19 protein-coding genes and 2 tRNA genes are annotated in these 23360 nt (G+C 41.6%); 12 read left to right on the forward strand and 9 right to left on the reverse strand.

The window, feature by feature from the left end; translation table 11 throughout:
• Positions 1–16: 16 nt before the first annotated feature.
• A complete protein-coding gene (gene xylA / locus OGI71_RS14225) occupies positions 17–1345 on the reverse strand; it encodes a xylose isomerase (protein WP_282249789.1) in 1329 nt (442 codons plus the stop codon).
• Between the two features lies 1 nt (position 1346).
• Complete coding sequence (locus OGI71_RS14230) at positions 1347–2831, reverse strand: FGGY family carbohydrate kinase (protein ID WP_282249791.1); 1485 nt, start codon at positions 2829–2831, stop codon at positions 1347–1349.
• A gap of 121 nt (positions 2832–2952) precedes the next feature.
• Here OGI71_RS14230 and OGI71_RS14235 point away from each other — a divergent pair, with 121 nt between their 5' ends.
• The 4 genes from OGI71_RS14235 (at position 2953) to OGI71_RS14250 (ending at position 6226) form a co-directional block, all read left to right on the forward strand.
• A complete protein-coding gene (locus OGI71_RS14235; protein ID WP_282249792.1) occupies positions 2953–3975 on the forward strand; it encodes a LacI family DNA-binding transcriptional regulator in 1023 nt (340 codons plus the stop codon).
• 113 nt (positions 3976–4088) lie between these two features.
• Positions 4089–4646 (forward strand): hypothetical protein, encoded by a 558-nt coding sequence (locus OGI71_RS14240; protein ID WP_282249793.1) that lies wholly within the window; start codon positions 4089–4091, stop codon positions 4644–4646.
• 1 nt (position 4647) lies between these two features.
• Positions 4648–5121: a hypothetical protein gene (locus OGI71_RS14245; protein ID WP_282249795.1), complete on the forward strand. Its 474-nt coding sequence runs from the start codon at positions 4648–4650 to the stop codon at positions 5119–5121.
• Positions 5122–5203: 82 nt separating this feature from the next.
• The gene (locus OGI71_RS14250; RefSeq protein WP_282249797.1) at positions 5204–6226 is read left to right on the forward strand and encodes an oxidoreductase; all 1023 of its coding nucleotides are present in this window, start codon (positions 5204–5206) and stop codon (positions 6224–6226) included.
• 76 nt (positions 6227–6302) lie between these two features.
• On the opposite strand, the gene OGI71_RS14255 is transcribed toward OGI71_RS14250, so the two are convergent.
• Both OGI71_RS14255 and glmM read right to left on the reverse strand, forming a co-directional pair.
• Entirely contained in the window at positions 6303–8378 is a 2076-nt protein-coding gene (locus OGI71_RS14255; protein ID WP_282249798.1) for a Na+/H+ antiporter, read from the reverse strand.
• Positions 8379–8464: 86 nt separating this feature from the next.
• The gene (gene glmM / locus OGI71_RS14260; RefSeq protein ID WP_282249799.1) at positions 8465–9847 is read right to left on the reverse strand and encodes a phosphoglucosamine mutase; all 1383 of its coding nucleotides are present in this window, start codon (positions 9845–9847) and stop codon (positions 8465–8467) included.
• A gap of 201 nt (positions 9848–10048) precedes the next feature.
• On the opposite strand from glmM, the gene OGI71_RS14265 reads away from it, so the two are divergent.
• Both OGI71_RS14265 and OGI71_RS14270 read left to right on the forward strand, forming a co-directional pair.
• Complete coding sequence (locus OGI71_RS14265) at positions 10049–10630, forward strand: phosphatase PAP2 family protein (RefSeq protein ID WP_282249800.1); 582 nt, start codon at positions 10049–10051, stop codon at positions 10628–10630.
• On the forward strand, positions 10630–11448 hold the full coding sequence (locus OGI71_RS14270; protein ID WP_282249802.1) for a ZIP family metal transporter: 819 nt from the start codon (positions 10630–10632) through the stop codon (positions 11446–11448). The genes OGI71_RS14265 and OGI71_RS14270 overlap by 1 nt, the downstream gene beginning before the upstream one ends.
• On the opposite strand, the gene OGI71_RS14275 is transcribed toward OGI71_RS14270, so the two are convergent.
• Complete coding sequence (locus tag OGI71_RS14275; protein ID WP_282249803.1) at positions 11449–11898, reverse strand: MarR family transcriptional regulator; 450 nt, start codon at positions 11896–11898, stop codon at positions 11449–11451. It lies immediately after the preceding gene.
• Positions 11899–12028: 130 nt separating this feature from the next.
• On the opposite strand from OGI71_RS14275, the gene OGI71_RS14280 reads away from it, so the two are divergent.
• The 4 genes from OGI71_RS14280 (at position 12029) to OGI71_RS14295 (ending at position 16390) form a co-directional block, all read left to right on the forward strand.
• The gene (locus OGI71_RS14280; protein ID WP_223583452.1) at positions 12029–12268 is read left to right on the forward strand and encodes a FeoA family protein; all 240 of its coding nucleotides are present in this window, start codon (positions 12029–12031) and stop codon (positions 12266–12268) included.
• Positions 12268–14370: a ferrous iron transport protein B gene (feoB, locus tag OGI71_RS14285; RefSeq protein WP_282249805.1), complete on the forward strand. Its 2103-nt coding sequence runs from the start codon at positions 12268–12270 to the stop codon at positions 14368–14370. The genes OGI71_RS14280 and feoB overlap by 1 nt, the downstream gene beginning before the upstream one ends.
• 58 nt (positions 14371–14428) lie before the next feature.
• On the forward strand, positions 14429–14593 hold the full coding sequence (locus tag OGI71_RS14290; RefSeq protein WP_120259094.1) for a FeoB-associated Cys-rich membrane protein: 165 nt from the start codon (positions 14429–14431) through the stop codon (positions 14591–14593).
• A gap of 375 nt (positions 14594–14968) precedes the next feature.
• Complete coding sequence (locus OGI71_RS14295; RefSeq protein WP_282249808.1) at positions 14969–16390, forward strand: amino acid permease; 1422 nt, start codon at positions 14969–14971, stop codon at positions 16388–16390.
• A 102-nt stretch (positions 16391–16492) separates the two neighbouring features.
• Here the strand turns inward: OGI71_RS14295 and OGI71_RS14300 are convergent, their stop codons facing one another.
• Both OGI71_RS14300 and mnmA read right to left on the reverse strand, forming a co-directional pair.
• Entirely contained in the window at positions 16493–17557 is a 1065-nt protein-coding gene (locus OGI71_RS14300) for a PA0069 family radical SAM protein (protein ID WP_282249809.1), read from the reverse strand.
• 377 nt (positions 17558–17934) lie between these two features.
• A complete protein-coding gene (gene mnmA / locus OGI71_RS14305; RefSeq protein ID WP_046672147.1) occupies positions 17935–19026 on the reverse strand; it encodes a tRNA 2-thiouridine(34) synthase MnmA in 1092 nt (363 codons plus the stop codon).
• Positions 19027–19213: 187 nt separating this feature from the next.
• Here mnmA and OGI71_RS14310 point away from each other — a divergent pair.
• Positions 19214–19286, forward strand: a tRNA-Phe gene (locus OGI71_RS14310).
• A 42-nt stretch (positions 19287–19328) separates the two neighbouring features.
• Positions 19329–19401, forward strand: a tRNA-Phe gene (locus tag OGI71_RS14315).
• 65 nt (positions 19402–19466) lie between these two features.
• Here OGI71_RS14315 and OGI71_RS14320 read toward each other — a convergent pair.
• Both OGI71_RS14320 and OGI71_RS14325 read right to left on the reverse strand, forming a co-directional pair.
• Positions 19467–21569 (reverse strand): hypothetical protein, encoded by a 2103-nt coding sequence (locus OGI71_RS14320; protein ID WP_282249814.1) that lies wholly within the window; start codon positions 21567–21569, stop codon positions 19467–19469.
• A gap of 26 nt (positions 21570–21595) precedes the next feature.
• Complete coding sequence (locus tag OGI71_RS14325; protein WP_282249815.1) at positions 21596–23353, reverse strand: RagB/SusD family nutrient uptake outer membrane protein; 1758 nt, start codon at positions 23351–23353, stop codon at positions 21596–21598.
• Between the last annotated feature and the right edge of the window lie 7 nt (positions 23354–23360).

Consider the following 23360-nt stretch of genomic DNA (forward strand, 5'->3'; position numbering starts at 1 on the left):
GAAATATTTTAAATAACTATATATATCTATTGATCAAATTTTCTAAATACTCCTGTCTTCCACTGATCGTTTGTGGCTCACCAAATTCTACAGCTAAATCTCTTAAAGACTCCAAAGTCAGGGCACCTTTCTCAAAAGAGGCACCATTGCCACTATCGAAGGACGCATAACGGTCTGTTCTTATTTTACGGTATTCACCGTCTTCCAAGATACGTTCAGCAGTAAGCAAAGCCCGTGCGAAAAGATCCATTCCGCCGATATGTGCGTAGAATAAATCTTGAGGATCAGTCGAGTTACGACGGATTTTGGCATCAAAATTAACACCACCACCCTGGAAGCCGCCACCTTCTAAAATGATCAGCATGGACTCGGTCAGTTCATTGATATCATTAGGAAATTGGTCGGTATCCCAGCCATTTTGATAATCACCACGATTGGCATCAATGGATCCCAGTTTTCCGGCATCAATAGCAACCTGCAATTCATGTTGGAAGGTATGCCCAGCTAAAGTTGCATGGTTTACTTCAAGATTGAGTTTGAAATCGTCCAATAGATCATACTGTCTCAAAAAGCCCAATACAGTGGCCGCATCATAGTCATATTGATGTTTGGTCGGTTCACATGGTTTTGGTTCGATAAAGAATGTTCCTTTGAAACCATTTTTTCGGGCATAATCTTTAGCCAGATGTAAAAACTGTGCAAGATGTTCCTGCTCCCTTTTCATATTGGTATTCAGCAAGCTCATGTAACCTTCCCGTCCACCCCAGAACACGTAGTTTTCACCACCAAGTGCAATGGTAGCATCCAATGCCGCTTTTACCTGTGCAGCACCATGAGTCAATACCTGAAAATCCGGATTGGTCGCGGCGCCATTCATGTAACGTCTGTGACTAAAGAGATTGGCTGTACCCCAAAGAAGCTTGACACCGCTCGCCTGCTGTTTCTCTTTCGCGTAGTCAACGATTGTTGCCAGTCTTTTTTCGTTTTCCAGCACATTATCCGTATAATCCACCAAGTCTACATCATGAAAACAGTAGTATGGAATATTCATTTTGCTGATAAATTCAAAAGCAGCATCCATCTTATCTTTTGCACGTGTGATCGGGTCATTACTCTCATCCCAGGGGAATCTGTGGGTTGACCCGCCAAATGGATCGGATCCGTCACCATTGAAGGAATGCCAATAGGAACAGGCAAATTTAAAATACTCTTCCATCGTTTTACCTGCAACGACTTGTTTTGGGTTGTAATAACGAAAAGCAAATGGATTTTTACTTTCCTGTCCTTCAAATTCGATCTGTCCGATTCCTTTAAAAAACTCTTTTTGTCCTTTGATAATATTCATTTTATTTTGTTTTGATTTTTGTTTCTAAAATTCCTTTCCATTGTTGATAATTTTCATCATATTGATCAACATGTTTAGGTGCTACGGAATACACGGGCTTTAAGTTCCTGAAAGCTTCGGTGAGATCAGTATAATAGCTGCTGCCGATGCCTGCTCCCATGGCTGCACCAACACTTCCGTCATGATCATATACTTCTACTGGGACATTCGTAGCACCCACAAAAGCCTCCCGGAATACTGGACTGAGGAATAAATTGGCGTGTCCGGCACGGATCATCTGCGGATATAACCCATTTTCACGCATAATATCCAGTCCATAGCGAAAGGCAAATGCTATTCCCTCCTGAATCGCCCGCAGGATATCTGCGGTTTCATGTCTATTCAGATCAATGGATGTGATCGATGCACCCACCAGTTGATTATTCAACATACGTTCGGCTCCGTTTCCAAATGGGATAACCTGCAATCCCTGGCTTCCAATAGGTGCGGTTGCAGCCATAGTATTGATCTGATCGTAGGATAACTCTTTTCCCAAGAGCTTCCGGCCCCAGCTGTTCATAATCCCGGTACCATTGATACAGAGCAATACACCTGTCCGGACTTCATCTTTGCGGTAGTTGACATGTGCAAATGTATTGACACGTGACTCGCGGTCGGCAATCAGTTGGTCGCTTACCCCATAGATAACACCCGAAGTACCCGCTGTGGCTGCTACTTCACCGGGGTGAAGTACATTCAAGGAAAGCGCATTATTCTGTTGATCTCCGGCCTTGTAATTGATCGTTACTTGGGGTGATAACCCCAACTCTTCTGCCACAGCGCGTTTAACTTGACCGTGCTCAGCAAAAACAGGTAGTATTGCCGGAATCAGATTTGGGTCAAAACCATAATAGTCCATCAGGGTAGCCGACAGCTCATTCTGTTGAAAATCCCAGAATATGCCCTCCGATAAAGCAGATATGGATGTGCTGATGGTGCCTGAAAGTTTCATGGCAATAAAATCACCAGGAAGCATGATCTTGTCAATTTTCTGATAGATTTCGGGCTCATTCGCTTTTACCCAAGCCAGTTTGGAAGCTGTAAAATTACCCGGAGAATTGAGATGGTGTGTTAAGTTAAAATCCTTCCCTATCTCTTCAAAAGCTTTATTTCCCAACGTGACAGCACGACTATCACACCAGATAATCGCATTGCGCAATACCTGCTGATCCTTATCGACAACAACGAGTCCATGCATTTGATAAGCGATACCAATCGCTGTGATTTGTTTGGGATCATACAGCCCGGAAGCATTTGCCTTGGAAAGGGCCTGTTTGAAATAGACCCACCAATCGCAGGGATCCTGCTCTGCCCAACCGGGTTGTGGCGAATAAATGGGTGCTTCAACAGAGGGATACTGCGCGGAGCAGATCTTTCGTTGTGAGGATGCTTCGACAATGGAAACCTTTACTGAAGAAGTACCAATATCTATACCTAAAAAATACATCTGATTTTTTTAAACTGGTTATTAAAACAAATAGCGGAAACAATTTTGCAACCGGTTGCATAAAAGTAGGATATGTTTCTGAATTTTCCAAAATATTCAATAAAATTATTTACTTTGGGGCGTGAATAAAAAAACAACGATTTATGATATTGCCCGGGCACTTGGAATCACGGTTTCAACGGTTTCCCGTGCCTTGAATAATGTACCCACCATTAGTGAAGCTACGCGACAGTTGGTCCTTGCGAAAGCAAAAGAGCTGAATTACAGTGTCAATAAAATCGCGTCTTCACTCTCTTCGGGGCGCTCCAATACGATTGGTGTTATCGTACCTACAATGCAAATCCATTTTTTTGCTGAGGCTGTTCACAGTATTGAAAAAGAATTAAAGAAACACAACTATAGCCTGCTGCTTTATCAATCGAATGAATCTTATTCGGATGAGGTAAATGGTGTCAAAACCTTACTGGAAGCACAAGTGGATGGTATCATTGCTTCAATCTCTTTAGAAACTCAGCAAATAACGCATTTTCAGGAGGTCATCAAGCAGGGCAAATGTCTAATCATCTTTGACCGTACACACCGGGACATTGCGGCGCCAGTAGTCAAATTGAACGATTTTGAGGCGGGCTATCTGGCGACCAAACACCTGATTGAACAAGGGTATAAAAATATTGGCTTTATCACCACAAACAAAGAAATCGCTATCTTTCAAGATCGTTTCAGTGGTTTTGAAACAGCCTTAAAAGAGGCTAATCTTCCGCAACTGGATGATCTTATTGTCCGTGGGGAGCTATCTATTGAAGCGGGGATTAAAGGTACGGAACAGATCTTGCAATCTTCCATTCAACCGGATGCTATCATTGGTGGTGACGACTTTACAGCCGTGGGGATTATCCAAGCGCTGAAAGCAGCTGAGATTGCTATTCCAGCGACCGGTGTCATCGGTTTTGCGAACCAGACTTTCTCTTCGTTTATTACGCCGACTTTATCAAGTATCGATCAACAGGCCAACAAAATGGGCGAAGAATGTGCTAAACTCTTTTTGAAGATGGTCAAACAAAAAGATCCTTATGAAGATATCGAGCAAGTTGTTCTCGACCCAATTCTGATAAAAAGAAAATCTACCTGTAGAATAGACAAATAATTGATAACATTTTGGCGATATCCAACAGTTTGTGCCCGATCCGATCCTGATAAAAAGAAAATCTACCTATAGAATAGACAAATAATTGATAACTTTGCCGAAATTTGAAATAAATGCAAGCCAGGCAGAAGTTTAGAATTTTAAGTATTTGCTTATTATTTGTTATCCAGGCACTCTTTCTAGTCGCCATCTTTGTTGAAAACACCAACTCATATATTGTACTGTCATTCATCGGATTACTTTCCCTATTCATCTTATATAGTTATCTCAAATCGCCGATACACCACCACATCCATGAATATGAGTCGATCAAAATTGCGGTTTGGGTGCCAATAGGTGCTATCATCTCCTATTACTTTAATCAGATTTTTGGTCTCGGGCCAGTCATGGGGGCTGCACTGACGGGTACATTGGCGTCGTTCATTCCCAATATCAATAAAGATTCCGGCTACCTTCCCCATCTTCCTGCAGCCATCTATTGTGGTGCTTTTGTAGGTATGTCGAGTTCCCAAGTTGCTCATGGTTTTTCTTTTATATTGACGGCGAGTGTCTTTACCGCAGTCTTTCTGGTCATTTCAAAAAGCTTACTGAATGGTGTCGGTGGCAAATTGGGGACACTGGCTTTCCTCGGTGTTTCGCTTACCTATTTACTACTTTATCTTTTCAAATAACATGGAAACATTCATTCTATATCTTGTTGGAATTATCGGAAGTACAGCGACATATTATGTAAACACAAAATACAAACAGGGCGCAGTACGCTCCTCCGCATTACTGACGTTAATCGTATCCGGCTTCCTATATTTCTTTCCCCATCTACTCTCCACCTATCTCACACAGTATATTCCGGCCGTATTTATCGGTGCATCTTTTATTGGTATGGTATCCAAAACACAGCTGTCTACCTATTTTGGACTTTCGCTAGCGGGTGTTATCTTTACCACCATCCTACTCAACACCAGTAAGTTTTTCAATGGATATGGTGGTGCATTGGGAACATCGGCCTGTATATCCTTGCTTGTGATATTAAGTATCCCCTATTTCAAATCGCCAAGAAAAATGACAGTTGGCTTACTCCTATTGAGGAAAACGATATTGAAAAAAGGACGTAAAGCATCCCGCAGGGATGTAGATTTGTCTAAATAATATGCGTAGATTTACCATAACAATGCGAATGGATTTACTGCAATAATACAACTGAATTTATTGCAATAACTAGTATAACCACATGAAACCACTATTTCTTCTCTTTCTCGCTCAGGTCTTTCTTATTGAAAGTCTATCTGCACAAAAAAACACAATTCAGCTGTTGAACCAAGAACGCAATAGCAGCTATCGGGGACTAAGTGTTGTCGATGACCAAACACTTTGGGTCAGCGGAAGCAATGGCACAGTAGGCTTGAGTACCGATGCTGGAAAAAATTGGCAGTGGGTCAATCCAATCGGTTATGAAAAGATAGACTTTAGGGATATCGAAGCTTTTGATGAAAATCAGGCCCTCATTATTTCAGCAGGTTCTCCAGCCTTAGTATTGCTTACAACTGATGCGGGTAGAAGCTGGAAAGAGGTTTTTAAAGATACACGACCTGAAATATTTTATGATGGCTTTGCTTTTACACCAAAAGGTGTTGGTATCGCTTTTGGCGATGCCATCAACGGGAAGATGCCTCTATTAAAAACAACAGATTTTGGAGTGACCTGGAAGGATATATCCTCCAATCTAAGCTATACCATTTTAGAAGGTGAGGCTGGTTTTGCCGCCAGTGGTACATCCATATTTAGTCTTGCAACCGGAGATTTCTGGATCGCAACTGGCGGAACGGTTTCCAATATTTACACGAGCAGTGATCAGGGGGACACCTGGCAGCGTTACAGTTGCCCCATCACGCAAGGGCAAAATAGCACTGGCCCTTTTTCCATTGCATTTAGTTCACCTAAGTCAGGGATCGTCGTTGGTGGTGATTACAGAAATGACAAAAACAAGGAAAAAGCCTGTTTTTTGAGCAATGATGGTGGCAAAACCTGGCAGGCTTCAAGTCAACCAGTATCGGGTTTTAAATCAGCTGTAATTTATCTTTCGAACAAACAACTGATCTGTACCGGAACCTCGGGAACGGATCTGTCAGCGGACAAAGGAAAAACATGGCATACGATCTCCCAGGAAAGCTACAATGCGGTGCAGAAGGCTAAGAAAGGTAAAGCCGTCTTTCTGGCTGGAGATAAAGGAAAAATAGCAAGGCTGGTCCAATAGACCAACCTTGCTATTTTTTGAGCCTTTGAGCCTTTAGGCAGTTTTGAGCCTTCCGGCATTTGGAGGAAGAATCAGCTTATTTGCGCGTCAGGCGCGACTCTTCTAAATCCAATGAATATTCCAGATCTTTGATAACATCACTGTCGTACTCTTTGCTTTCTTTCATCTTCGCTAATCCGTTGCGACGTACAACCAGAATTTCGAGCATAATTTTATTGTACAATCCCCGAACGGCTGATAGCTGTGCTCGGGTATCCTCTTCTTTGGCCCGTTCAGATGCATTTATACTTCGGATAAGCTGTTCTTTTACCCGTGCGATTGTCTCGTACTCCATCATCTCCTTGGCATAATGCTTATCGAGATAGGCTATAGCGTCTCTACCGAGCCTAACACGGATTTCATCAATTTGCTCTTCCATCGGCACCTGCTCATCAACCTCCTCGATCTTGATCAATTTTATCAGCAGGGGCAGTGTAAGTCCCTGAAACACCAGAGTCACCAGAATAACGACAAAAGTGATAAACAAAATAAGATTACGATGCGGGAAAGCTGTTCCATCATATAACGTCATCGGGATAGCCAGGGCTGAGGCAAGTGAAACGACACCTCGCATACCAGCCCAACCGACGATCAATGGCAGTTTCCACCCCGGACCTTTTTCTCTGATGCGAACTCTTTTGAACAATAAGCGTGGAACATAAGCCGAAAGATAAACGGCCACCAATCGCAAAACAATAACAATAACACAGATGGCCAAAGAAAAATCGATAGCCTCTTCCATGGAGTATTCACCCAATCCATTGATGATCACCGGAAGTTCAAGACCGATCAGAATAAAAACAAAACCGTTCAGTAGAAACCCTATTGTTGCCCACACCTCCTTGGTTTGGATACGAGTATGATAATTGAGATAATCACCTGCCCGGAAAGAAAGAAATAAACCACCACTGACCACTGCCAAGACGCCTGACCATTCAAAATGTTCGGCAACGATATACATTAGGTAAGGGGCGATCAGTGTAATGGGGGTTGATATACTGGAGGACTTAGCGACATAACGCAAGAAGAAATACAAGATATGGCCGATCACAAGTCCAACAACAACACCCATGACTGACAGCACAAGAAATTGAGTTGTTGCTGTACCCATCGCAAATTGCCCCGTTAGGATAGCGATGGAAGCAAACCGAAACACTGTCAAAGAAGCCGCATCATTAACCAAACTCTCCCCCTCCAGGATAGCGATACCGCGTTTGGGTATACTCACGCCTTTTAATACTGAACTTGCGGCTACAGCATCCGGTGGAGAAATAATACCACCCAAAAGAAAACCTAAAGCCAAGGTGAAGCCTGGAATAATACTGACTGAAAAATAAGCAATTGCCAAGGATGTAAAAAAGACAAGACCAAAACCCATGATGAAAATAGATCGGCGCCATTTCAGAAAATTGTTCCAGTTGGTATACCAGGCTGCTTCAAACAGCAAGGGTGGCAAAAACACCAAAAAAACAATATCGGGATCTATGCTTATCACGGGCGCTCCAGGAATAAGAGAAATCCCTAAGCCCCCAATAACCAATAAAATGGGATAGGATATCTTTAACCGTTGACTTAGGACAAACAGCATCGCCATAAAGAAAAACAACACCATTACCAGGAGTACATTATTATGAACATTGTGCCCCAGCTTTCCGCCAATAGCAGATTTGACCTCCTGATAAGGTGCGAGCATAGACAGATTATATTGTTGAATTTTCCATTCATGGTCTATTTTGCTCAATACACCAGTACCACGAAAGTACTTTGTGTTTATCTTAAAGGTTTCGTCAAACCATGCTGTTGTACTGTCGTTATTAAAATGGACAGATCTGTTTTGGTAGGTATAATTCCAGGCATATTTGGGGTTAAAATACTGCTCAGAGAATTTATCGCTATGGTTTTTATCCCAACGTTCCTCCCGGTCGGCACCCAATATTACCGCATCTGTCGCAAGTGAATTGATAAAGGGGCCAAACTTCACCTCGCCTGAAGATTTGTGCCAGGTATCTAATGTCTTATTGATCGCATCAAGGGGTTCCTGGGCCATCAGGGGAACCGTAAATAAAAATAGACTCAAAAAACAATAAATCGCTATAAAGGTTTTTTTTATCATAAATTATGAAAACGTGTTTTTATTTTGTGGAAATATCTTTCCATGTAGATCATAAAACAAAAAGCTGCGGATGCAGCTTTTTGTTTTTATTTAATTATTTCTTCGATCTCGCGAATGATTTTCTGCGCAATCTGCTCAGCGGCTTCCGGTGTCGGTCCTTCAGAGTAGATCCGAATGATTGGTTCGGTATTGGATTTACGCAAATGCACCCATTCATTTTCAAAGTCTATTTTCAGACCATCGATGGTACTGTGTTCTTCATTTTTATATTTCTCCTCCATTTTCGCCAAAAGATTGTCGATATCCAGTTCTGGAGTCAACGTGATCTTATTCTTAGACATGAAATATTGTGGTAGTGAAGCACGGTATTCAGAAGCTTTCTTGCCCAATTTAGCCAAATGCGTCAGAAAAATAGCTACACCTACCAAAGCATCACGACCATAGTGTGAGGCTGGATAGATTACCCCACCGTTACCTTCACCACCGATCACTGCATCTACTTCTTTCATTTTAGTAACCACATTGACCTCGCCAACGGCAGCAGCATAATATTCACCACCATGTGCTTTGGTTACATCGCGCAATGCACGTGTAGATGATAAATTGGAAACCGTATTACCTTTTTTATGTTGTAAGAGATAATCTGCAACTGCAACAAGTGTATATTCCTCACCAAATAACTCCCCATCTTCCATCATAAAGACCAAACGGTCCACATCTGGATCAACGGCAATTCCCAAATCAGCTTTATTTTCGATTACAGCAGCAGATAAATCTGTCAAATGTTCTTTTAAAGGTTCTGGATTATGCGGAAAATTACCATTAGGCTCACAGTGAATTTTATAAATTGTCTGCACACCAAGCGCATCCAACAAAGCCGGGATAAATGTACCACCCGTGCTATTCACCGCATCCAAAGCAACTTTAAAGTTCGCCGCTTTGATTGCTTCCTTATCTACATATTCCAATGCCAAAACAGCATCAACATGTTTTTGTAGGTAAGAATAATCTTTGTGCACTGATCCTAGTTCTTCCACAGCAGAAAAATCAAAATCCAGGGATTCTCCAAGGGCTAATACTTCCTGACCTTCCGCATCAGATATAAATTCGCCTTTCGCATTTAACAGTTTAAGCGCATTCCATTGTCCTGGGTTATGCGACGCTGTCAGGATAATACCACCAGCTGCTTTTTCCAGGGGAACAGCAATCTCTACTGTTGGTGTTGTCGATAATCCCAAATCAATCACATCAACACCGATACTTTGCAGGGTTCCAATAACCAGGTTGCTGACCATTTCGCCAGAAACACGGGCATCCCTTCCAACCACAATTTTCTTTATTCCGCTTTGCTTTACGATGATAGTTCCGTAAGCAGCTGTAAATTTAACGATATCTATCGGCGTAAGTCCTTCTCCCGCACGACCGCCTATCGTACCTCGGATTCCTGAGATTGATTTAATTAAAGTCATTTCCTTTGAATTGATTAACGTGTAAATTTAGCATTATGGCAATAAAATATCGAATTAAAATTATAATTATTGAATATTTAATGTACCTTTGTTGCAACAAAGTTGTTTTTAAAAGAAACAATCGTTTGCAATGAAATTATTTTTACTTTTGAAAAGCGAGTTTTTAAAAGTTTGGGAATTTCATTGTAATCAACAAGATTTATGATTCAACAATTAGTACACATCGACCAAGAAATTTTTCTTGCCATCAATCAAGGTTTAAGTAACCCTGTATTTGATTGGCTGTTGCCTATATTGCGTAATCCGTACACATGGGCTCCATTGTATCTATTTCTGGTTATTTTTTTCATCAAAACCTATGGAAAAACAGGTATACTGATTGTGGCGATGACATTGGCTACTTTCGGTATTTCCGATGGTATCTCATCTCATTTGATCAAAAAAACTGTCAAAAGAATCAGGCCCTGCAATGATGTGGAGTTTAAGGAAAATGTCAATATCCGGGTACGATGTGGCTCCGGATTTAGCTTTACATCCTCTCATGCGGCCAATCACTTTTCCTTGGCTTTCTTTTGGATTGTGCTATTCCGAAGAAGATGGAAATATGTACTTTGGTTGTGTATTGCCTGGGCATTCCTGATTTCAGTCTCCCAAATCTATGTTGGTGTTCATTACCCGTTTGATATACTCTGTGGCTCCGCGTTGGGAATCCTCGTTGGGTTGGCTACAGGCTATCTGTTTAAGCGGTTCGTGCCTAGCTTTTTTAAAACTGAACAAGTATAATGAATTCAATTTTATTGATTTTAATTTTATTCGTACCTGCATTTGCAAGTGGTATCGCTGTCTTTTTTGTACAGAAAAAAGGGACAAATTTTCTAAAATTGATCCTTTCTTTTAGTGGGGCTTACCTATTCTCCATTACTGTACTGCATTTAATTCCACATGTTTATCAGTCGACAAACACCTCACCCGAAATATTGGGTATCTATGTACTTGGAGGCTTTCTATTCCAGTTATTCCTTGAGCAATTTTCGCAGGGAATTGAACATGGGCATATCCATACCGAAAATGAGAATGGTCATCACAGCCATAGTTTTCCGATCGGTATAATGTTTAGTTTATGTCTACATGCCTTTCTGGAGGGAATGCCATTGGCGGCAACACATCAGACCGAACTTGCATTAGGGATTTCGATCCATCATATTCCAGCTGCATTTGCCCTAGGCAGCATCTTGATCAGCACACACCTGAAAAAAAATACGATTATCATCACACTGGCGCTCTTCGCCGCTATGACTCCTTTCGGCTTTCTATTGAGTAAAGCAATTAGTGCCGGTGAGGTGGGTAATATTCAACAATATTTTGATAAAATCATGGCTGTGGTAATTGGTATATTTCTGCATATATCCACGACAATATTGTTCGAGTCCGGATCTATAGACCATCATAAATTCAACAAAAGAAAGATGATTGCAGTAATTGCCGGTGTGGCCATTGCTCTGGCAAGTTTTGCTTTTGGCGGTGAACACGACCATGCACATGGACATGATGAAGGCCATCAAGAGTTGCATGATCATGACCACCATGACCATGCACATTAATTAGCCTCTTAGCTTGTCCAATAAAGTGCTGAGCTGGATTGCTTCCTTTTCACTGATTCTATTGGTTAAAATATCCGTCATCAGCATCGGCTCTTCGAGATTTTCAAGGATCTTCAGGCCTTTATCGGTGATAACCAGATCAACGGCGCGTTTATCACCACCCGATTGACAGCGGGAAACAAGTCCTTTCGTCACCATCCGATCTATCATACGGGAAATATCGGGTGTTGTACTTAGCATTCTTGATTTGATCAGGTTATTGGTTGCAGGTTTTGGATATTGGCCTCGGAGGATACGTAAGACATTAAATTGTTTCAAAGTGATCCCTTCTTCGGCTGCTCTTTGTTCAAGTTCATTATTCAGCCAATTGTACGTATATAGAATGTTTACGGTACAACGATGCCATTCATTACTGAATTTACTTACTTTGATTTCGTCCTCGATTTTCATTTTGGTTGATAATTAATCCCTTTTACTCGTAAAGATAGCTGTTTTTTGCGCTAAATACATAACTATGACATTAGAATCATTCTAAATGGTAGAAAATCTGTATATTTGGAGAATACAAAAAATTAGGTAGATGCGTAATAAAACTAGCTTAGACAAGCTAAAAAAAGGGGAAAAAGCGGTGATTATTGATTTTGATTCGCACGATATTCCAGCTAAATTTTTCGAATTAGGTTTTGTGCCTGGTACAGAAGTAGAAGTGAAACATATCGCACCTTTAGATGGTCCTATATGTTTAAATATTATTGCTAATAACGCCTTGATTGCCATTCGCAAATCCGAAGCTAAAGTCATCCTTATTGATCAGAAATAATGAATAACCCGATTATTGCACTTTTGGGTAATCCAAACGTGGGTAAAACATCCCTTTTTAACCGGATTACAAAATTAAATCAGAAAGTAGGAAACTATCCTGGTATCACTGTAGAAAAACGTGAAGGACAAGTTAAAGCCAACAACAAAACCTATCGTATTATTGACCTTCCAGGAACCTATACCTTGTTTCCGAGTTCAATGGACGAAGAAGTCGTCTTCAATACCTTGGTCAACAAAGAAAACAGTTTTAGACCAAACCTTGTTATTGTTGTCGCCGAACCAACAAACCTGAAAAGGTCTGTCATCCTCTATCAACAAGCACGAGAGCTCGGGCTTCCGGCCATCTTTGTCATCAATATGATCGATGAGGCCAAAGAAAAAGGAATAAGTATAGATATCCCAAAGCTTGAACAGCTACTTAATACAAAAGTTTACGAAACAAATGCACGTACGGGACAGGGTATCGATCAGTTGATCAAGAATTTCGATGCTACCCCGCCGATGTATGTCAGCAAATTTCAGTTGCCCCCAATAGCAAACGAAGCATTGGAAGAAACCAAAAGACTGTTTCCTTTGGACACTGAATACCATACCTGGCAGTATCTGGCTAAAGGGGAGGTCTCTTTTCTATCGAAAGAAAAAAACGATTCGATTCAGCAAATTCGGGACAAGCATCAGTTAAAAGCGGAGAAACTACAGAAAGAAGAGGCCATTCTTCGAAGCAAATCCTTAGATGGCAACTTAGCTGAAATCTATACCAAGGACGATGCTTCCAACAAAAACAAGACAAACGCGATCGACAAAATATTGCTCCATCCAATCTTTGGGTATCTGATCTTCTTTGGTATTCTCTTCCTGATTTTCCAGGCGATCTATACCTGGTCAGGACCGGCTATGGACTTTATTGATGGTCTCTTTGGCGATTTCGCAGCCTACACCCAAACAACCTTGCCAGCAGGACCTCTGACGGATCTGTTGAGCAATGGTATTATCAAAGGTATCGGTGGTATCGTAATATTTATCCCACAGATCGTAATTTTATACATTTTTATTTCCATTATGGAAGAGACTGGCTATATGAGCCGTGTGGTTTTCCTGATGGATCGTTGGCTCAGACCTTTCGGGTTAAACGGAAAATCCGTTATACCTTTAATCTCTGGTGTAGCCTGTGCTGTTCCAGCGGTCATGTCTGCACGTAATATCGAAAATGCAAAGGAACGACTTGTCACCATATTGGTCACGCCGTTCATGACCTGTTCTGCCCGTCTACCCATCTACATCGTATTGATCGGATTGGTTATTCCAGACACCAAATATGCAGGATTTCAATTGCAGGGTATGGTTTTATTTGTCATGTACCTCCTCGGGATATTTGCAGCATTGTTTTCGGCCATACTCTTGACCAAAATCATTAAATCCAAACACAAGTCCTTTTTAATATTTGAACTTCCGACCTATAAATCTCCAGACTGGAAAAACGTTGTTTTAAATGTTTGGGAGAAAACATCAAGTTTTGTCTTCGGAGCAGGTAAAATTATCTTGGCAATCTCTGTTATTCTGTGGGCACTAGGTAGTTTTGGCCCGAACGACAAGTTCAGTAAGGCCGAGGAATACGTGACGCAAAACAACCCTAATCTTTCGGGAGACGACCTTGACCATGAGATCTCTTCTTACCGACTGGAACACTCCTTCCTTGGCTATCTTGGCATGGCAATTGAACCTGTTGTAGAGCCTCTAGGTTATGACTGGAAAATGGGAATCGGTTTGATCTCCTCATTTGCGGCAAGGGAAGTTTTTGTCGGAACAATGGCAACTGTGTACAGCCTTGGAGACGAGGTTGATATCGAAGATGAAGCCAGCAAGACAACGGTATTGAGTAAGATGCGCAGCGAGATCAATCGTAACACAGGCTTACCGGCCTACAATTTTGCTTCGGGTATATCGCTGCTTTTATTTTATGCTTTTGCCATGCAATGTATGAGTACAATAGCCGCGGTAAAAAGGGAAACAGGATCGTGGAAATGGACATTAATTCAAGTTGGTTTTATGACAGGCCTGGCTTATTTCAGTGCCTTGATTGCCTATCAGCTATTAAAATAAATTGACAGATTGTGGATTGGGGAACTTTTCAACTTTCACAAATAAAAAATAAAAGATCATGGATAATTTAACAGTACAATATCTCATCGTTGGAATTTTGGTGTTAGCGGCTGTATGGTATGTCGTTAGAAATGTCCGTAAATCACTGAAAGGTAAATCAGGTTGCTCCAAAGGTTGTGGATGCAGCTGCGGAACAGTGGAAAAACCACAGAAAGCAAATTAATTTATCTTTTATTGTATCATTTACAAACAAAATTTCGTTCTAAGGTGGAGTGGCCAAAAATCACACTAGCTACGAACAAATGAAACGCTACCATTCTCATGGTAGCGTTTTCTATTAAAAACCTGTCTTTCAGTAGTATTAATCAAGATTACTTTCTAGTCCAGCAAAAAGCAAAGCCTAAGCTGCATAAAAATACCTAAGTGTTTATTAACTTTATGCACTTAGGTCAAAATGCGGTAGTATCAAATTAAATAATTTGTAGTACTTTGCAGATAAACCGATTTTCATCTCAATCCCGCGTTGGAAAAGAGATGAGTAGAATATTCAGGACCAAGACTGGTCGACACTAAATAAGTAACCGTATTAACCATACAAATGGAGAAACAGAATAACAAGGATTCGAAACAATTAAAAAGGGGACTTCAAAATAGACATATTCAGCTGATCGCTCTTGGTGGCGCCATTGGAACTGGATTGTTTCTTGGAATAGGAAAAGCTGCTACACTAGCGGGACCAGCGGTGATACTTGGTTATGCCTTTGCAGGGATAATTGCTTTCTTCATTATGCGCCAATTGGGAGAAATGGTGGTTGAAGAACCTGTATCTGGTAGCTTTAGTTATTTCGCTAATAAATATTGGGGTTCTTTTGCCGGTTACGCCTCTGGCTGGAACTACTGGGTGCTCTATATTTTAGTAAGCATGGCCGAACTAACAGCCATTGGAGTATATGTCCAATTCTGGTGGCCGGAAATTCCATTATGGGGATCAAGCTTATTTTTCTTCTTCGCTATCAATGCCCTGAACCTTGCTTCTGTAAAAATTTATGGCGAGACAGAATTTTGGTTTTCAATCATTAAGGTTGTCGCTATTATTGCCATGATTGTCTTTGGTGTCTATCTCCTGGTTAGTGGTACAGGAGGTGAACAGGCGAGCCTGAGCAACCTCACTTCGCATGGTGGATTTTTTCCAAAAGGCTGGTTTAACCAGACTGGAGATGGCAGCTATGAGGGTCTGCTATCCGCCATGGCACTGATCATGTTTTCTTTTGGTGGACTCGAATTGGTAGGTATTACTGCTGCCGAAGCCGAGCATCCGGAAAAAAATATCCCCAAAGCGACCAATCAGGTTATCTACCGGATATTAATCTTTTATGTAGGCGCTTTGATTATCTTGTTTTCGCTTACTCCATGGACAAATATCAACGCGGATACAAGCCCTTTTGTGCTGGTGTTTGACAAACTCAATGGTTTTGAATTTACATTATTCGGAAAAACATTCTATTTCACAAAAATTATCGCAAATGCACTCAATCTGATCGTGCTCACCGCCGCCTTATCAGTTTACAATAGCAGTGTCTACAGTAATAGTAGAATGCTCTTTGGGCTTGCTGAACAGGGTAATGCACCCAAGTTTTTGTCTAAGCTAAACAAAAATCATGCACCTATAAATGCTATTTTGGTTTCGGCAGTATTTGCTGCGATCTGTGTTTTTATCAATTATGTCGCACCTAAGAATGCATTGGAGATCCTGATGTCGCTGGTTGTATCTTCGTTGATCATCAACTGGGTAATGATTTCAATCACGCATTTATATTTTAGAAAAAACAAAATCGATGTACATGTAAAAACGAAATTCCCTTCGTTTCTATATCCATTGAGCAATTATATCTGTCTGATCTTTCTGATCGCTGTACTGGGTATCATGTGGTTAACAGGCATGAAATTGCCAGTTGAACTGATCCCTGCCTGGTTATTATTGCTATATATCAGCTATATATTGATTAAAAGAAAAAAGTAAGAATTTGTGAGTCAGTTTTATCGGCTTCATAATTTCGGAGGCTATCAGTCTTCGGTCAAAATAAAGGGCCAGATTCGTTTAGGAATCTGGCCCTTTATTTTATTAAAACAATCCCAACTGCATTCCCGCATCGGGCAAGCGGAAAAGATCCCTTCTCAGGGGCGGAAGCACCCCGTTATCCATATATTTCTTAACAGAAAGCTTAAATAAATGCTGCAGGCTCTCTGCCATATTACCATCCCCTTTTATCCGCCGTCCGAAATCAGTATCGTTAATTTTTCCACCATGACAAGCTTCGATCCAATGCAGGACCTTCTCGGCGCGATCGGGATAATTCTGATACAACCACTCCTTAAAGATACCACCGATCTGTCCATTGAGCCGCACAATCGTATAGGAGGCCGTAATTGCTCCCGCATCTGCACCCGAGCGGATCAAATCTGAAATTTCGTCGCTATTGATTCCCGGGACAATGGGTGCCATCATCAGCATCACGGGTACGCCTATCCCCGTCAATCCCTCGATCAGTTTTAACCGCGCAGATGCTGTAGCGGTCCTGGGCTCCATCTTTTGGCGTACCTCTTCACGAAGCGAATTGATGGTCACGGCAACAGATACCAGATTTAGTGCTGCAAGCTCACCTAGGAGATCAAAATCTCGTCGCATCAATACATTCTTACTGATAATGGAAACTGGATTCCTGTATTTAAGCATCAATTCTAAAAGTGAGCGTGTGATCCCCAATTTCCGTTCAATAGGTTGGTAGCAATCCGTATTGCCTGAGAGCATAATCAAATCAGGCTGATAGCTTGACTTGCGGAATTCATGTTCCAAGAGTTGAGAGGCATTGTGTTTGACCAGGATTTTGCGTTCGAAGTCTAATCCGGCACTAAAACCCCAATACTCATGCGAATTGCGGGCATAGCAATAAATACAACCATGCTCACAGCCTTGGTACGGATTAATTGACCTTTCAAAGCGTAGGTCTGGGCTATTGGATTTGGAGATAATGGACTTCGGATGTGTCGGAATAAACTGTGTTTTTTCGGCCCCAAGAAATTCTTCGTCCAAACCTTCAATATGTTCCTGAACATATTGATTGGAAAAAAATTTGTTATTGGGGTTGATCTGTGCCCCTCTGCCTTTAAAATATTCTGACGGATTCATAATTTAAAATTACTAAAATTATTAGTAAATAGAAAATAAAAATCTGTCTTTAAATATTCTCATTTGAACGATTATGGATACAATCTCGGCCACTTATCCATGTTCCAGATATCGATAAGTTTGAGGGCTTGCAAACGGCAGGCATAGTTATTCTCTTTCTTCTAGCAGAACCATGTGAAATAAATATGCTAGTTCAATAAACTTAGTACAATTCGTTTTTAAATCCCGCCAGCACAATAGCTGCAAATAACCTTAGAAATCCCTTATGAAACTAGAGTAGCACGATCGTTTACGCTGGGCGCACAAATAAAAATCCCTATACTGCATCTACAGTATAGGGATTAGATTTCTTCTGCTGAATTTCAGATCAGCTTTTATTATTTCATCAAGAAACCACCGCCTAAGAGATCATTTCCTTCGTAGAATACGGCTGATTGTCCCGGTGCAATACCTTTCACATTGTGCACAAAGTCGATACGCACTTTATCACCCTCTTGGGAGATGGTAGACAAAGCACCTGAATCTTTATACCGTACTTTTGAAATTGCCTCCATTGGCTGGTCAAGACCTGCATATTTGACAAAGTTCACATTGCGTACATAGGCATGCGATTTTTCAAGCTCATGCTCCTCACCCAATACGACAGTATTACTTTCAGGGAGAATCTCAATCACAAACATCGGTTTACCCAAAGCAATACCTAAACCTTTACGTTGACCGATGGTAAAATAAGGGTAGCCAATATGTTTACCGACAACTGTTCCGTCTGAAAGGATAAAATTACCCGGACCGATCTGCTGATCTAATGTAGGTACTTTATGTCTCAGAAACGCACGGTAATCATTGTCTGGCACAAAACAGATTTCGTAGCTTTCCGATTTATTGGCAAGCTCCTTCTGTCCCATGTCAAGCGCCATTTGACGGATTTCTTTTTTCGTAAAGGATCCTAATGGGAACTGTGTCCGCGCCAGATTTTCCTGCGATACACCCCATAGGACATAAGATTGATCCTTATTTTCATCTTTACCCTTTGATATGACATAACGGCCATTGTCGTGCATACGAATATTGGCGTAGTGTCCTGTGGCGATAAACTCGCAATCCAGTTTATCAGCACGTTTCATCAACGCTTCCCATTTGATGTGGGTATTACAAAGAACACAGGGATTGGGAGTACGCCCAGCAATGTATTCCTCTACAAAATTATCAATTACAAAGTCTCCAAACTCATCGCGTATATCTAATATATAATGAGGGAAACCATAGTTTACGGCTAATGTACGAGCGTCATTGATACTGTCGAGGCTACAACATCCAGTCTCCTTAGACGAACCACCTGCAGATGCATAATCCCAAGTCTTCATCGTGATACCTATGACCTCATATCCTTGTTCGTGGAGCATGACAGAAGCAACGGAGCTATCGACCCCTCCACTCATTGCAACTAAAACTCTTCCTCTTTTACTCATCGCTATTTATTGAAATGCAAAGATACAGCTTATTCCTTTTTCTCTATGTTAGTTTCTTGTAATTTTATCTCGATCAAAATCAACACTTTCGAAAAAAGAGCAAAAATAATCCACATAAAAATTTTAGAATTCAAATTATCACACTATATTTGCATCGCAATAGGGGAACAAACCCATAGCAGAAAGCGGTGCCATAGCTCAGCTGGTAGAGCAAAGGACTGAAAATCCTTGTGTCCCTGGTTCGAACCCAGGTGGCACCACGCTTCAATCTGATGATCACAGATTTAAATAAAAGGTCAACTGGTGCCATAGCTCAGCTGGTAGAGCAAAGGACTGAAAATCCTTGTGTCCCTGGTTCGAACCCAGGTGGCACCACAAAAAAAGCCTGTTCATTTGAGCAGGCTTTTTTTGTTTCTTAACTACCATACATTGGTAAAAGACTACAAGCCCTTCCCCTGCAAAAAATCCGTTCCATAGTGGTCTAATATTCGATTATAGGCTTCCGCTGCCGCGCCATTGCCCCAATCATAAATGGTAAACTCCCCTATGCCCAGACCTTTTGCATTTGTCTCGCCACCATGGCCATAGTTTTCCATCATAAAGCCATAATCTTCTTTTCCAAAAAATGGCCACGCTTCCTCCCATTGTACTTGGGTATCAGGGTTTTCAGGACAATACATCATAACAAAGGAGGCCCGTAAAGCCGCTAAACCACGCTGGAGGTATTCCTTTTGCTTCAATTCCTTACCATAGCGAATGATCAACTCAGCAAACAAACTCTGCCTGGCATCGTTCCATTCTCCATCTGCATTCATCACGCCAAATCCGCCCAAAGCTTTTATCGGAATAAAATGAGGCTGCCATGCGGCCTGTGTCATCAACAGCTCGTCCAAGGAGCGCTGGCCAATCTTGAGGTATTGTTTCGATCGAGTGGTTTGATAACATTCCAATAGCGCCTCCGCTGTCCAAAACATAGAAAAATTATTCTGCTTGTACATGTCGTTGCGTAACACCTTTTCCCCTACCCAATCTTCGGCACCGACACGCGAACAGGACCAATAGGTTTCAAAATCTTCCCAGCGGCCATTGGGTATAATTTCCTTCATAATAGCTTGCATTGCTCGTAGAGCCGCTACTTTATACTCCTCCTTTTGCGTCATGCGATAAAGAGTCAATAAAAAGGTAACCGACAACGCGCTTTCGGGTGAATCATTTAGGTGAGTAAGAGGCTTTAATGTCTCTACATCAAGCCAGCCTGGAAAAAATCCATCCGCTGATTGAACTTCGAGCAGAGACCTCGCGTAATCTTCGGCATAAGCGAGCAAACGAGGGTCTTTTTCGAGCTCATCGTACCAACGCAACATCAGCAACGCTGTCCAACTCATATCCAATAGATGAAAAGGGGATTTACGGGCATCCCAGGTATAAGGATTTCGATTTGAATTTCCCCAATAATAGTGTTCCCAACCTTTACTACGAACGGATTTTTTATCGCCTTGTCCGTCGATAGTTTCTTCCATTTCAGTTCCGATCAGACCATAGAAAAATCCCCCCTTTTTGGGATAGGATAGCGCCAGTTCCTTGGTTAGATTCGCCTTATCCAGGAGTTCAGAGTCTCCTGTCCGCTTTGCAAAGCGATATAGGCCACTGGCTGAACGTAAAGAACTAAACCAGGCCTGATTCCATATTGAACGAAATTCCCGTTCATTGGTTTTCCCAGGATAATTGGGGCTTTGTGTGGTATTGACGATAAAAGTCGGTGCACCTACTTTTTTTCCATTAATTTCAAACGACTGCCATACCTGCTTGACCCAGGATTGAAATGCCCAGTGATAGCTATGCCGCACATAGGCTTCCATATCTCCGGAGATTGGTTCGCCCTTCTCAAAAAGACCTGCGCCCCAATTTTTCCAGTAGAAAGCCAGCGGCCTACGAAAGGGATTTTCTGCCACTTCCCGATCGTCAAATGCAAGAACATAAAATGCAAATTCAAATTTACCACGCGTGTATGTATTTCCGGATTTCCGTTTGAATAAAACATGTTCGCCAACCTGCGCCAGCGACCGTCCCAGTGTTAACTGTTTTTTTTGCGCGTCCATATCCATATACCAATCCTTGGCCAAAGTACTATTCAACAGATCTACATCGGGAATAATAACAAGTTGCTTCCGTTGATCAGTTAACATTATCATCGGCGCCCTAAAGACATGCTGTGCAATAATATGGCTATCCGAAGGTGTCAAATGTGGTGCCCAATGAAATGTGGGCTGAAATGCTGGCAAAATTCGGATCCGCCAATCATCACAACGCACATCTTCCGGCAGATCTACCGAAACCCGCACCTTCACTACCTGACTCGCAATTTTCTGATAGCTCAATTGGGGCAGTTGCCCCCCTATACTATCAACTTTAATTGCTTTAATCAATGCATTTATTTTCCCCGGATCCACATTCGCCCAGCACTGCTGGTATAAGCAACATAATGTCAACAGTATCAACAAACAGTAAGGAAATACATTATTCTTGATCAATAATTTTATCATCACACTTCGGTTTCATTTATAGTTAACTAATAGCCAGGATTTTGTACATAATTCCCTTTGGCCCAGTTAATCTGAGGTTGAGGAATCGGAAAATATTCATCACGTCCTGCTGTAAAACGTCCTGCTCCCAGCCACTTAAACCTATTTTTTTCTACTGAAAAGTAGGCATTCATTGTTGGCTCCAATATTCCCCAGCGTTGCAGATCAAAAAAACGGCGCCCCTCCGCGGCCAGCTCGAGACGATTTTCCCATTGTAATGCCTTCCAGGCAAAAGCTTTATCCCAAGTACAATTGACACCAGGTTGATAGGTCGCAATTTTGTAATTGAGAACCGGCGAACCATCCTTTTTCACTAACCTCGCTGTGCTTTTAGCAGCTCGTTCACGGATCTTGTTGATCAGTATCAATGATTCGTTCCAACGGTCCAGTTGAATCAGTACCTCGGCTTTCCAAAGTAAAACCTCATCATAGCGAATCATTTTCTTGTTCATCGAGTTAAATTGCCAGCCATCATATAACAAACATTTACAATCTGGTTGTGGCAATTCCTTAATAGATTTCAAGTAACCATACTCGGCACCATTTCGAATTCCCTTTGTTTCAAAAAGAAGATTCGGATTATATTTCCAAGGCTGCCCCGGCGCGGCGACAGTATGGCTAAATCGCGGATCAAAGCTGTTCCCACCAAAAAATACAGCGTCCCCATCCGCGTAACTCCCATTATTGTATGTATCAAATAAAGGAAGACCGTTTGTTCCAGTTTTAAATGCATTTGCCATCGTATAGCTGATCTGGTGAAATCCGCAACATTGAAAACCACCCCATTGGAATGGGTGATTTAATCCCTCACCTCGATTGATCTTACCTCCACTCGAACTTCCATCATCAATGGAATATTGAATCTCCCAAATAGATTCTTTTGTCTTGTTATCAAAATTTATGTCAAAATTTTCGGCAAAATCTGTTTGCAAACCAACCTTCCCTCCTTCCTGGTCGGTCAATTTGTTGAGATAAGTCAATGCTTCGCTCAACCTTTCTTTATTAATATTTACAACAGTATGTTTATCATTTTGTTCATACGCCATAAATAACAGCGTTCGGGCAACCATCGCTGTTGCCGCATTTTTATCAACACGTCCTTTCTCAGGCTGCGTCGCTGGTAACAACTGTTCGGCCTCTTTAAAATCAGCCAATATTCTTCCCCAAAGATACTGATCGTTGGGTTGGTCTTTTTCTCTATTCGGTACCGCTTCAAAGTCTGCACTGGTGCCAACGACTTTTTCATCAATATAAGGAATGTATTTCCAAAATTGCTTTAGCCTAAAAAAGGTGAATGTCCGTATAAATTTCACCTCTCCGAGACGGGCATTCTTTTGCGGAAAGTCTTCCTCCTTGATCTGCTCCAATTTTTGTATCGCCGTATTGCAACGTTGAATAATCTGGTAAGAGACATACCAGGGATAGTCTAGGGGCCATCCATTGGGATTGACTCCAACAAAGATTTCCATATTATGCCAGCCATCACCATCCCATGTTCCGCCACCACCTTTATAGGAATCATCTGCCCGCATAGAACCCGACCACCAGGGTGCAAAAGGTGAATCAAATGACGGAATATCGGTCATCCTTGCATAGGCGGCGGTCACAAAACCGTCCATATCCTCTGGTTTAACCAGAAAAGATTCGTCCAGCACCTGTTTGGGTGCAATATCAAGGGAATCAGTACAACTTACAATAGTTAATAGGAAAAGCGCAAGGCATATTTTTATTTTATACGTTTTCATAATAGGG

The organism is Sphingobacterium sp. ML3W (genome assembly GCF_029542085.1).
Classification (GTDB): domain Bacteria; phylum Bacteroidota; class Bacteroidia; order Sphingobacteriales; family Sphingobacteriaceae; genus Sphingobacterium.

Excerpts from the sequence above, each read along its gene's own strand:
- xylA (WP_282249789.1), bottom strand. The coding sequence starts at position 1,345 with ATGAATATTATCAAAGGACAAAAAGAGTTTTTTAAAGGAATCGGACAG.
- OGI71_RS14230 (WP_282249791.1), bottom strand. The coding sequence starts at position 2,831 with ATGTATTTTTTAGGTATAGATATTGGTACTTCTTCAGTAAAGGTTTCC.
- OGI71_RS14240 (WP_282249793.1), top strand. The coding sequence starts at position 4,089 with ATGCAAGCCAGGCAGAAGTTTAGAATTTTAAGTATTTGCTTATTATTT.
- OGI71_RS14245 (WP_282249795.1), top strand. The coding sequence starts at position 4,648 with ATGGAAACATTCATTCTATATCTTGTTGGAATTATCGGAAGTACAGCG.
- OGI71_RS14250 (WP_282249797.1), top strand. The coding sequence starts at position 5,204 with ATGAAACCACTATTTCTTCTCTTTCTCGCTCAGGTCTTTCTTATTGAA.
- OGI71_RS14255 (WP_282249798.1), bottom strand. The coding sequence starts at position 8,378 with ATGATAAAAAAAACCTTTATAGCGATTTATTGTTTTTTGAGTCTATTT.
- glmM (WP_282249799.1), bottom strand. The coding sequence starts at position 9,847 with ATGACTTTAATTAAATCAATCTCAGGAATCCGAGGTACGATAGGCGGT.
- OGI71_RS14265 (WP_282249800.1), top strand. The coding sequence starts at position 10,049 with ATGATTCAACAATTAGTACACATCGACCAAGAAATTTTTCTTGCCATC.
- OGI71_RS14270 (WP_282249802.1), top strand. The coding sequence starts at position 10,630 with ATGAATTCAATTTTATTGATTTTAATTTTATTCGTACCTGCATTTGCA.
- OGI71_RS14275 (WP_282249803.1), bottom strand. The coding sequence starts at position 11,898 with ATGAAAATCGAGGACGAAATCAAAGTAAGTAAATTCAGTAATGAATGG.
- OGI71_RS14280 (WP_223583452.1), top strand. The coding sequence starts at position 12,029 with ATGCGTAATAAAACTAGCTTAGACAAGCTAAAAAAAGGGGAAAAAGCG.
- feoB (WP_282249805.1), top strand. The coding sequence starts at position 12,268 with ATGAATAACCCGATTATTGCACTTTTGGGTAATCCAAACGTGGGTAAA.
- OGI71_RS14290 (WP_120259094.1), top strand. The coding sequence starts at position 14,429 with ATGGATAATTTAACAGTACAATATCTCATCGTTGGAATTTTGGTGTTA.
- OGI71_RS14295 (WP_282249808.1), top strand. The coding sequence starts at position 14,969 with ATGGAGAAACAGAATAACAAGGATTCGAAACAATTAAAAAGGGGACTT.
- OGI71_RS14300 (WP_282249809.1), bottom strand. The coding sequence starts at position 17,557 with ATGAATCCGTCAGAATATTTTAAAGGCAGAGGGGCACAGATCAACCCC.
- mnmA (WP_046672147.1), bottom strand. The coding sequence starts at position 19,026 with ATGAGTAAAAGAGGAAGAGTTTTAGTTGCAATGAGTGGAGGGGTCGAT.
- OGI71_RS14320 (WP_282249814.1), bottom strand. The coding sequence starts at position 21,569 with ATGATAAAATTATTGATCAAGAATAATGTATTTCCTTACTGTTTGTTG.
- OGI71_RS14325 (WP_282249815.1), bottom strand. The coding sequence starts at position 23,353 with ATGAAAACGTATAAAATAAAAATATGCCTTGCGCTTTTCCTATTAACT.